This is a genomic window from Bacillus sp. JJ1503 (genome assembly GCF_036965125.1).
In the GTDB taxonomy this organism is placed as follows: domain Bacteria; phylum Bacillota; class Bacilli; order Bacillales; family Cytobacillaceae; genus Cytobacillus.
This window is the reverse complement of the sequence record NZ_JBALOZ010000207.1, coordinates 1-11,473: the sequence shown is the minus strand read 5'-3', so window position 1 is coordinate 11,473 and position 11,473 is coordinate 1. Positions and strand designations below refer to the sequence as shown.

The following is an 11,473-nucleotide window of genomic DNA, read 5'->3' as shown; positions in this document are numbered from 1 at the left end:
AGGCGCTGAAGCTAGACAAGAAGAAAAGCGGAGTGGGCCTTTCTAGTAAAATTAAAAGCCAATCGGCAAAAAACTGATTGGCTTTTAATAGTAAGTTTTTATTGTAGCAAAGCTGATAATTTACTTCTCTCCTGCTCTGTTAGCGGAACTAACGGCAATCTTACCGTGCCGACATCAAGTCCCTTTAATTGAAGCGCTGTTTTTACTGGTACAGGGCTTGGGGCTGCAAAGAGTCCTTCCATGATTGGAAGGAGATGATGATGAAGCTTTGCTGCTTTCTCTATTTTGCCATTCAGAAACGCTTGAATCATCTCTTGCATATCATTTCCAATAATGTGGGACGCCACTGAGACTATGCCCTTTCCGCCTATTGCCAATACAGGGATTGTCAATCCGTCATCCCCGCTGTATAGCTGAAAGTCCTCAGCTGTTTCTGAAATGATTCGAGCCATTGCATTTAAATTACCGCTTGCTTCCTTTACCGCAAAAATATTGTTTATGTTGGAAAGGCTAATAATGGTTTCAGGTTCAATGTTGACAGCTGCCCTGCCTGGAATGTTATATACCATTACTGGCAGTTTCGTACTTTCGGCAATTGCCTGGAAATGCTGAAAAAGTCCGGCTTGATTTGGTCTATTGTAATAGGGAGCCACAGCCATTATTCCATCTACACCTATTTGCTCAGCTCGTTTCGTTAAGTCAATAGAAGCGTATGTGTTATTGCTGCCAGTTCCCGCAATAACTGGTATTCTTTTTTCGACTGCTTTAACCACATGCTGGAATAATGCTATTTTTTCTTCATTCGTTAAAGTTGGAGACTCACCTGTTGTCCCTGCTACAATAAGAGATTCTGTTCCATTTTGAATTAAATGATTAATTAGCTGAGTAGTCTTAGGGAAATCAATATGTCCCTTTCTATTAAATGGAGTAACCATCGCTGTCGAAACCCGGCCTAACTGAATCATTGCTACACTCCTTTAATCTTCCATAAGTCAATATTCTCAGGAACTGTATAATCCTTTTCAAGCTGGAAAGCATCATGTAAAGCGTTAATTGCCTTAGCTAAATCATGCTGTTTCACAAGAACCCATATAGTAGTATGGCTATCTGCAGATTGTAAAATCCTTATTTCCTGCTCTGACAATGCTGTAACAATTTTCGATGCGACACCTGGCACACCTTGCATTCCGGCACCAACGACAGATACTTTAGCACAATGCTTCTCGACAAGTGGAGTATGATGTAAATCTTCCAGTATCTGAATGGCTTTCTCTGTCATTTCTTCTGAAACTGTATAGTTGACGCCATTAGGATAAATGTTTATAAAATCAACACTGATTCCTTCATTAGCCATCGCCTTAAAAACCTCAGCTTGCAAATTATACTGATCCTTTTTAGCCTGTACTTTGATTTGTGTAATATTGGGGAGATGGGCAATTCCTGTAACAATTCTTTCTGTGAAGTCTATTCCTTGCCGTTCTTTATTAAAAGTTGTCACAAGGGTTCCTAAATTTTCTGTATAGGTAGATCGAATTCGAATGGGGATTTTAGCTTGCATGGCAATTTCAACTGCTCGAGGATGTATGACTTTTGCTCCTTGATAAGCCATATTGCATACTTCTGTGTATGTGACAATAGATAGAGGACGTGCATTTTCAGCGATAGTTGGATCAGCAGTCATAATTCCATCAACATCTGTAAATATGTCAATCCATTCCGCATTTAGAGCTGCTCCTAGAGCTGCGGCAGATGTGTCACTTCCGCCTCTGCCGATCGTTGTGACATCCCCATTTTTTGCAGCACCTTGAAATCCAGCTACTACAACTACATCATGCTCTTCAAGTACTTTAAGAAGTCTATCACATTTCATATCGATAATTTTCGCATTTGTATGCTCGTGATTAGTTCGAAAACCTGCTTGCGCACCGGTTAAGGCAGTTGCTTTAACGCCTTGTTCCAAAAGCATATTTGTAAAAACAATACTAGAAATGATTTCACCACAGGATAATAATAGATCTGTTTCCCTTTTATTTATCAGGGATTTATTTGTCTCTACGAGAGAGAGTAATGTATCAGTCGCATATGGGTCACCCAATCGTCCCATTGCCGATACGACAATAACTACTTTATAACCCTCTTGTCGGGCTTTCTTGATGTGCTTAAATGCATGTGCCCGGCTTTTATCATTGCGAACTGACGTGCCTCCAAATTTTTGCACAATTATTTTCATTGTTACACCTCTATAAAACTCTTCATTGGTTTTTAGATTATGCCATAGGTTTGCTGATAAAGAGGAACGATCATATTTGGAGCTAGAAAATCTCTAGCTCCTTTATTTTTTACGCTCAAATCTTTTTAAAGAAATAAAACGTGAACTTTGTTATTTTACTAAACCAAGTTTTATTAAGCTTTCTGCAATTTGAACTGAGTTCCACGCAGCTCCCTTTAATAGATTGTCAGACACAACCCACATATGGAAACCCTTTGGTTGATCTAAGTCCTTGCGAATACGTCCGACAAACACATCGCTCTTGCCTACACAATCTGCAGGCATTGGATAGATTTGATTGTCCGGATCATCTTGTAAAATAACACCTTGGGCATCTTGAAGAAGCCCTTTAATATCTTGTGAGCTAACCTCTTCTTCATTCACTTCGAAGTAGACTGATTCTGAGTGACCGGTTGCAACTGGTAAACGCACACATGTCGCTGCAACTTGAAGTTCAGGAAGATGCATAATCTTTTTTGTTTCATTTATCATTTTCATTTCTTCAAATGTAAAGCCGTTCTCTGTAAACTTATCAATTTGCGGAATCGCGTTAAAGGCAATTTGATAATGCTTCTTATCACCTTTTACAGGAAGAATGGCAGGCTCAAAGGATTCGCCATTTATGATTGCTTTTGTTTGTTCATGAAGCTCTTCAACTGCAGCTGCACCTGATCCCGAAACAGCCTGGTATGTTGAAACGATAACTTTATTTAAACCGTATTTTTTACGGATTGGTTCTAAAGCTACAACCATTTGAATCGTAGAACAGTTTGGATTTGCAATAATTCCCTTATGATTGTGAAGGTCGTGTTCATTGACTTCTGGCACTACAAGCGGAACATCTTCATCCATACGGAAAGCACTTGTATTATCAACAACAACTGCGCCATGGGAAACCGCATGAGCCGCCATTTCTTTAGAAACACTACCGCCTGCACTGAATAGTGCAATATCAACTCCTGCAAAGCTATCCGGTGTTGCTTCCTGGACTGTTAGCTCCTCGCCTTTAAAAATCACCTTTTTTCCCGCTGAACGTGCAGATGATAGCAATGTTAACTTTTCGATTGGAAAATTCTTTTTCTCAAGTGTGTCAAGCATTTGCTGACCTACTGCTCCTGTTGCTCCTAAAACTGCTACATGAAAACCTTTTTTCTGTTCCATTTGTTTTTTCCCCTCTCAAAAATACTTACTAACAAAAAAGATTATTACAGAAACTTAATGAATTTTCTTATAATAACATACATTTTAACATATTCATTCTTTAAAGTAATAAACTTTTTGCTAGATAAATTGGGGAAACACTCTAATTCTCGTCCTTATATCTTTCAACAAGTACGGGCTGGAATTGTTTACCGTTAATAGCTGCTTCAATCGTTTCTGATAAAGCTGTCATTCTGGCAACCATTGAATTTGGTTTTTTCACTGGATCATCCTGGCCAAATGGGATGAAATAAATATTTTTCGTTGCCATTAATCTCATTAAATTCACGCCATTTAAGCCAAGTGCATCGTTTGTGGATATTCCTAATACAACAGGCTTCTGATTCCTAAGCGTTGCCTTTGCAGCCATTAAAACAGGTGAATCTGTCATGGCGTTTGCAAATTTACTCATTGAATTGCCTGTTAAGGGGGCAATCACCATACAATCTAAAGGAATTTTTGGACCTAACGGCTCTGCCTTCACAATGGAGTCTATCACTTTATTTCCTGTTAATTCTTCAATTCTCTGTACCCAATCTTCCCCTTTGCCAAACCTTGTTTCAGTGCTTTTTACTGTAAAGGTAACAACAGGCAAAACTTCAGCCCCAGCGTTGACGAGCTTCTCTATTTCCGGGAACACCGCATCGTATGTGCAATGAGATCCTGTCAGACCAAAACCGATACGTTTTCCTTTTAAACTCATATTAAATTTTCCCCTTTCGGTTAATACTGTCTTCTTTTATTAATTGGGAAAGAACCTTCGCTAGTATTTTTCCGGCTGTTTTAGGTGCAACGATTCCAGGAAGTCCAGGTGCGAGCAATGCCTTTACTCCCCTTTTTTCTGCGTACCTAAAGTCTGTCCCTCCTGGTTTAGAAGCAAGATCAATAATGAGAGTGTGAACCGGCATTTTTGCAATAACAGAAGCTGTAACTACTAAATGTGGAATCGTGTTGATGCAAATATCTGCATCCTTTACTTCATTTTCTAAATCCTTTAAATGAAAAGGAACTAAACCCATTTCCGTAATCCTTGCAATATGTTCACTTTTTCTAGCACCCACTTTTACCTTGGCTCCAAGAGAATCAAAGACTCTTGCAACACTCATCCCAACTCTTCCGAGGCCGAGAACGGTAATTTTTGACCCATGAATAGTAATATCTGTATGCTGTATGGCCATCATGATCGTTCCCTCTACTGTGGGAATTGAGTTATAGATAGCTACATCATCTCGTTCAAATAAATTAACGAGTCGTCTATTTGCCTGTTTAGTTACACTGTCTAAATATGAGTTGCTTATCCCTGAATAGATCGTACAATGGGATGGTGTTTCCAATAGCATCTCTTTCCGTAAATACACCTTTTCATTTGAAAATATTGTTTCAATTTGACCATCTAAGCCAGTTCCAGGAACAGGCAATATAACAGCATCTTTATTTGAAAAATCGACTTCATCCATTTTTTCTTTAACAGCCCCAGTAAAGGCATGATCTAATTGTTCGAATCCAATTAATGAAAGCTTGGCATCCAGCTCGGTTAGTCTGCGTATTATTTCCAGCTGCCTAGCATCTCCGCCAATAACAGCAATTTGTATGTCTGTTAGCATGAAACCCTCACCTTCTTCTAAAGAGTGTTACAGGTATTGTGTTAATTCACTACTTCAACATCCTATGTACGAAAGGCTAAATCGGTGAGTTTTCCATGTAAAGATAAGGCTTGAAATATGAGTTTGGGAAGGTTTCAAATGAGAGAAAAAGTATGTGGGCTCTGGGTTTTAGCCTAACTTTTATTTTTGAAAAGAATTTTTTCAAAAAAAAATAGACTGGCTTCTGCCAATCTAAATAATCCCTTAAAAATTTTCTATTCGTTTGCTTCTTCCTCATTCGGCATATCTAAAATAATCATATCGGTTCCAATCTTTTTAATGTGGCTCCAAGGTACACGAATCTCATCTCCTTGCCTTTTGAGTCCAAACCATTTCAAAGATGGAATGACTAATGCCTGGATTTGTCCACTTTTTTCGTTTATTTCAAGATCTGTTTGCCCAAGAACCCCTAATCTTTCTGCCTTTTTTACGTCAACGATTTCTTTTCCGCTCAGCTCACTAAGTCTCATGCCCTTCCCCCTCTCTATACAATTTATCGATATTCATAATGATTTAGACTACAAATCAATTTGCTTCCATAAACAAAAAAACAGTCTGCTAATTAAACAGACTGTTATGAGTAGTTATAGACTTTTTGGCAACTCGCCATTAGGACTAATCAAGGCAATGGCGTATTTATCAGAGAATATGGAATTTGCCATTTCATCCACACCTTGTTTAGAAACAGCATCAATTTGTTCAAGGATTTCATCTAATGAACGATGACGCTTCAGTAAAAGTTCATTTTTCCCATTTCGGCTCATTCGGCTATTGGTGCTCTCTAAGCTGAGCATCAGACTTCCTTTTAACTGTTCCTTGCTATTATTTAGTTCCTTTTCGGTAATTCCGTCTTGTTTAAGCTTGCTTAATGTTTCTTGCATCGTTTCAAATAAGACATCCAATTGCTTAGCACCAGTTCCACCATAGAGTGTAACAATCCCTGCGTCTTGGTAGGCTGAGTGATAAGAAAAGACTGAATAAGCAAGTCCTTTTTGTTCCCTAACATCCTGGAATAACCTGCTGCTCATGCTGCCGCCAAGTATATTATTGAGAACAATTAAATTGTACATTTCTGAATGACCTACCTGCAGTCCTTCAAAACCAATACATAAATGTGCCTGCTCTGTATCTTTTTTCCGAACAGCCTTATTTGAATGGAATTCAAGGCTCTGCTTCACTTTTTCATGCTTTCCGCCTTCATAGGATCCAAAATATTTTTCAACTTCCCGAATAAAAGAATCAGAAATATTGCCGGCAATAGAAATGACCACTTCTTCAGGAGTATACATGTTGTGGACATATTCTCTTAATGTATCACCGTTAAAGGTGGCAAGCGTTTCCTCTGTCCCTAATATCGGATAGCCAAGTGGATGTTTTTCATAAATGGCTTTACTAAGCAAGTCATGAACGATATCATCAGGCGTATCCTCATACATCTTTATTTCTTCATATACAACATTTTTCTCTTTATTCAGCTCTTCTTCCACAAATGTAGAGTTAAAGAACATATCAGCTAAAACCTCAAGTGCAAAATCCGCATGAGTATCGAGAACCTTTGCATAGTAGCACGTATATTCTTTTGAAGTAAAAGCATTCACCTGCCCGCCAATACTGTCAAATGATTCAGCGATCTCACGTGCGGATCTTGTTTTTGTCCCCTTAAAAAACATATGCTCTAGAAAATGAGAAATCCCGTTATTTTCTAGGTTTTCATCTCTAGATCCAGTTCCAATCCAAACACCGATGGCAACGGAACGAACGTGTGGAATATTTTCTAATACGACTCTTACACCATTTTGGCATGTGTACTTTTTAATCAAATAAGTTCCTCCTGTTCCTTTAACAGAGATGCAATAATTTTAGTTGTTATTTTCCTTACTATTAACTTTTCCAAAAATAAGATTATCAGCCGTTCGATCAGAACTCAAAAGCTCGGAAACGGTTCCAATTTGAAAGTCCTGCTTCTTCAGCTGAATAATTAACTGATCTAGCGACCTTTCTGTTGGGCTTGTAGGGTGCATTAAGATGATCGCCCCATTATGAACCTTACCCATTACACGATTTAGCAGTTCCTCTTTGGATGGCTTTTTCAAATCAACTGTATCAACCGACCATAAGACCGTTCTTAAGCTTTCCTGTAAGGCAATTTGTATTGTGTCTTCACGAAAGCTTCCGCTTGGCGGACTAAACCATTGTACAGGCTTATCTGTGATTGCCATAATGACTTCATTCGTTTTTTGAATTTCTTCCCTAATTTTACTCGTTGGTATTTTTGCCATATTAGGTTGAGAATATGAATGGTTGCCAATTTCATGTCCTGCTTCTTCTATCATTTTTGCCAATTCAGGATTATTTTGGGCCCATTTTCCTTCTAAGAAAAAACTTACCGAAACGTTATGCTCCTTTAGCGTTGCTAGCATATCCGTTAAATACTCATTTCCCCATGCCACATTTATGATAAAACTAACCATCTGTTTCTCTGGATGCCCTTTATATGTTGGAGACGGCGGCAAATCCTTTAATTGAACTTTAGGCAGAATTTGTTTGAAAACAAGCTTTTCATCCTTAAATTCGCCATCTGCTTTCATTTTTTTATAGGAAGCACCTATATCAACTTGTAATCCATTTAATCCGGGAATCGCCTTCCAAACTCGATCAATCTTCGCATCCTGCGGGGGAATATAATAGTCTGTTGCTCTTGCAGTAATTTCATTATATAAAGGATCCTTTTGTTTTGATACAGAAATAGAATCAGCTTTTAGCCCCAAAACGTATTGGTTCGATAACGGATTGTTAACAAAAAGATATGCAACAATAAAAATAATGCTTAAATGAATCACCTTTTTCATTCTCCTTGCCTCCTTCCATAAACCATATGTTTTAAGAGGACAAGGTAGAACGAGCTGCATTTTCTAACGAAAGGTTAATTTTTAACAAAAGGTATGTATATGGAAAGAGTCAGGGGGGCCATCCCATCCTGACTCTTTCATTAATAATAAATCACGCTTTGAAACTAATTATTTTTGTGCTTGTTCTTTCTGCTCGCGCTGCTCACGGAGGACTGCTTTACGTGATAAATTAACACGGCCTTGTTTATCAATTTCGGTTACTTTTACTAATAATTCGTCCCCAATTGATACGACATCCTCAACTTTGCCAACACGCTCTTCAGCAAGCTCTGAAATGTGTACAAGCCCATCTTTTCCGTTAAATATTTCAACAAATGCTCCGAATTTTTCAATTCGCTTTACTTTACCAAGATACATTTGTCCAACTTCAACTTCACGGACAATGTCCTCAATAATTTTCTTCGCTTTCTGGTTCATTTCTTCATTAGTTGAAGAAATAAATACTGTACCATCTTGCTCGATATCAATTTTTACACCAGTTTCTTCAATAATCTTATTGATTTGCTTTCCGCTCGGTCCAATAACGTCACGAATCTTATCTGGGTTAATGTGCATCGTCAAGATCTTAGGAGCGTATTTAGATAGCTCATTTCTTGGCTGGGCAATTGTACTTAGCATAGAGTCTAGAATTTGCATGCGGCCTATTTTCGCCTGCTGAAGGGCCTCTTCTAATATTTCACGGGAAAGACCTTCAATTTTAATATCCATTTGTAATGCTGTTACCCCTTTAGCTGTACCAGCAACCTTAAAGTCCATATCTCCTAAATGGTCTTCCATACCTTGGATATCCGTTAATATAGAGTAATGCTCTCCTGACTTGATAAGACCCATTGCGATCCCCGCAACAGGAGCCTTAATTGGAACACCAGCGTCCATCATAGCAAGGGTACTTGCGCAAATACTTGCCTGTGATGTAGATCCATTAGATTCCAAAACTTCAGAAACTAAACGGACTGTATACGGAAAATCTTTTTCTGATGGAATAACAGGCTCTAATGCACGCTCTCCTAGTGCACCGTGCCCAATCTCACGACGGCCTGGCCCTCTCATCGGACCCGTTTCTCCAACGCTGAAATTAGGGAAGTTGTAATGGTGCATAAAACGCTTTTCTTCCTCGATTCCGAGGCCATCAAGAATTTGGACATCACCTAGTGCACCTAATGTACAAACGCTTAAAGCTTGAGTTTGGCCACGAGTAAATAGTCCGGAACCATGTGTTCTAGCAAAAATACCAATTTCCGAGGACAATGGTCGAATGATATCCAAGCCACGCCCATCTGGACGGACCTTATCTTCTGTAATAAGTCTTCGTACTTCGCCTTTTACAATTTTATCAAGAATTTGTTTTACTTGTTTAAGGTCTTCTTCCGTTGTCTCTTCTTCTTCAAATTTTGCAAGTACCGCATTTTTAACAGCTTTAATAGCATCCTCACGTGCATGCTTTTCTTGAACTTGAATAGCAGCAATCATGTCTTGCTCGCAAATCGAACGTACCTTAGCTTCTAATTCTTGATCAAGTTCAAATAAAACTATTTCAAGTTTTTCTTTACCGATTTCAGCTACAATTTCTTCCTGAAACGCAATTAATCGCTTAATTTCTTCATGTCCAAACATAATCGCTTCTAGCATGATTTCTTCAGGGACTTCAAGAGCACCTGCTTCAACCATATTAATAGCATCCTTTGTACCAGCGACAACTAAATGGATATCACTTTTATCAGCCTGATCAACTGTAGGATTAATAATGAACTCACCATTAATACGACCAACACTTACTCCAGCAATTGGTCCTCCAAAAGGAATATCTGATACACTTAGTGCTAATGAAGAACCAAACATGGCCGCCATTTCTGAAGAACAATCTTGATCAACACTCATTACCATACTGACTACTTGTACTTCATTACGAAAACCATCAGCAAATAATGGGCGAATTGGTCTATCAATTAAGCGGCTGGCCAAAATAGCTTTTTCACTTGGACGGCCTTCTCTTTTAATAAATCCTCCAGGTATTTTCCCAACAGCATATAATCTTTCTTCATAATTGACTGTCAATGGAAAGAAATCTAAATTTTTCGGCTCCTTTGATGCCGTTGCCGTACTTAATACAGCTGTGTCTCCATAGCGAACTAACACTGCGCCATTTGCTTGTTTGGCTAACTGTCCAAGTTCAACAGTTAATTTGCGGCCAGCCCAATCTATAGAATAAATATGTTTATCTTGTCCCATATTTTGTAACCCCTCTCTACCTTTTCACAATGGAGGTTTAGCGAATTGAATTGGAAACCTAAACCTAAACATTATCGAACAAAAATGCTACTAAAGTATAAAATCTGTGTATGTATAGTATGTACAAATTTATTACAAGTTAAAATGACTCTTTTATGTATGTAAACATGTGTTCTTTTTAAGCTAATAAAAAAGCGGGAAAACTCCCGCTTTTCTTATTATCGACGTAAACCTAATTTGTTAATTAACTCACGGTAACGTTGAACATCTTTGTTACGCAGGTAAGTTAACAGGTTACGACGTTTACCTACCATTTTCAAAAGACCGCGACGTGAGTGGTGGTCTTTCTTATGAGTACGTAAATGATCGTTCAGTTTGTTAATTTCCTCAGTAAGGACAGCGATTTGAACCTCTGGAGATCCAGTATCATTCTCATGAGTTTTATACTCATTGATTAGTTCATTTTTACGTTCTTTAGTGATTGCCATCCGTTTCACCTCCTAAATAGTAAATCCCCTGTTACCGAGCAAGCGTCGGTGACTCGACTTGCCAAGCAAAGGTTCTTTTGATACGTTAATAAGAATACAACTTTTTATGACAAAATGCAAGGCTAAACATTGTTTTTTTCAAAGTAAGTAAGCGCCGCCCTTTTGTCCTTTTCGATTTGAGCAACAAGTTCTTCTATGCCATTGAATTTTTGTTCTTTTCGTAAATGCAAGTGCCACTCAACTTTTACTTCTTGTCCGTATATTTCTTGATTATAATCAAAAATATGAACCTCTATAGATGGCTTTTTCGACATTTCTTTATTAAAAGTTGGCTTATAGCCGACATTGCATACTCCTTCATGCCATTTTCCATCGGTGTTAATTCGGACGCAATAAACTCCGGTAGGGGGAAGAATATAATCGTCTTTCAATTCAATATTCGCCGTAGGGAATCCAATTGTTCTTCCTCTTTTATCTCCATGAATAACGATGCCATTAGTAGAATAATACCTGCCTAGTATAGGTGAAATATCTTCCATTCTGCCTTCACGAATCATTGAACGAATTAAGGTTGAGCTAATTTTCTCATTATTAGATGCTAATTTTGGAACGACTGTAAAGGCGAACTTTTCTCTTGAATGAAATGGCAATGTTTCCATCGTTCCTTTTCCCATTCTGCCATATGTATAATCAAAGCCCGCGATCACATGTTTTACATTTAGATCTATTAAATAT

11 protein-coding genes are annotated in these 11,473 nt (G+C 38.2%); all 11 read right to left on the bottom strand.

All coding sequences use genetic code 11. From position 1 onward, the window contains the following. Positions 1–98 precede the first annotated feature (98 nt). Complete coding sequence (gene dapA / locus V7149_RS15935; RefSeq protein WP_335346592.1) at positions 99–965, bottom strand: 4-hydroxy-tetrahydrodipicolinate synthase; 867 nt, start codon at positions 963–965, stop codon at positions 99–101. Positions 966–967: 2 nt separating this feature from the next. After that, positions 968–2,230, bottom strand: coding sequence for an aspartate kinase (dapG, locus tag V7149_RS15930; protein WP_335346591.1), 1,263 nt, complete (start codon positions 2,228–2,230; stop codon positions 968–970). A gap of 150 nt (positions 2,231–2,380) precedes the next feature. Continuing rightward, the gene (gene asd, locus V7149_RS15925) at positions 2,381–3,430 is read right to left on the bottom strand and encodes an aspartate-semialdehyde dehydrogenase (RefSeq protein ID WP_335346590.1); all 1,050 of its coding nucleotides are present in this window, start codon (positions 3,428–3,430) and stop codon (positions 2,381–2,383) included. 142 nt (positions 3,431–3,572) lie between these two features. After that, on the bottom strand, positions 3,573–4,172 hold the full coding sequence (dpaB, locus tag V7149_RS15920) for a dipicolinate synthase subunit B (protein ID WP_335346589.1): 600 nt from the start codon (positions 4,170–4,172) through the stop codon (positions 3,573–3,575). 1 nt (position 4,173) lies between these two features. After that, positions 4,174–5,073: a dipicolinic acid synthetase subunit A gene (dpaA, locus tag V7149_RS15915; protein ID WP_335346588.1), complete on the bottom strand. Its 900-nt coding sequence runs from the start codon at positions 5,071–5,073 to the stop codon at positions 4,174–4,176. Between the two features lie 254 nt (positions 5,074–5,327). Then, positions 5,328–5,582, bottom strand: a complete 255-nt coding sequence (locus V7149_RS15910) for a YlmC/YmxH family sporulation protein (protein WP_335346587.1) — start codon at positions 5,580–5,582, stop codon at positions 5,328–5,330. A gap of 114 nt (positions 5,583–5,696) precedes the next feature. After that, positions 5,697–6,932, bottom strand: a complete 1,236-nt coding sequence (locus V7149_RS15905) for a M16 family metallopeptidase (protein WP_335346586.1) — start codon at positions 6,930–6,932, stop codon at positions 5,697–5,699. Between the two features lie 39 nt (positions 6,933–6,971). Continuing rightward, on the bottom strand, positions 6,972–7,961 hold the full coding sequence (locus tag V7149_RS15900; RefSeq protein WP_335346585.1) for a polysaccharide deacetylase family protein: 990 nt from the start codon (positions 7,959–7,961) through the stop codon (positions 6,972–6,974). Between the two features lie 168 nt (positions 7,962–8,129). Beyond that, a complete protein-coding gene (gene pnp / locus V7149_RS15895; protein ID WP_335346584.1) occupies positions 8,130–10,250 on the bottom strand; it encodes a polyribonucleotide nucleotidyltransferase in 2,121 nt (706 codons plus the stop codon). 218 nt (positions 10,251–10,468) lie between these two features. Next, positions 10,469–10,738, bottom strand: coding sequence for a 30S ribosomal protein S15 (gene rpsO, locus V7149_RS15890; protein WP_066288899.1), 270 nt, complete (start codon positions 10,736–10,738; stop codon positions 10,469–10,471). Between the two features lie 122 nt (positions 10,739–10,860). Beyond that, a partial coding sequence (ribF, locus tag V7149_RS15885) for a riboflavin biosynthesis protein RibF (RefSeq protein WP_335346583.1) occupies positions 10,861–11,473 on the bottom strand: 613 nt, incomplete at its 5' end.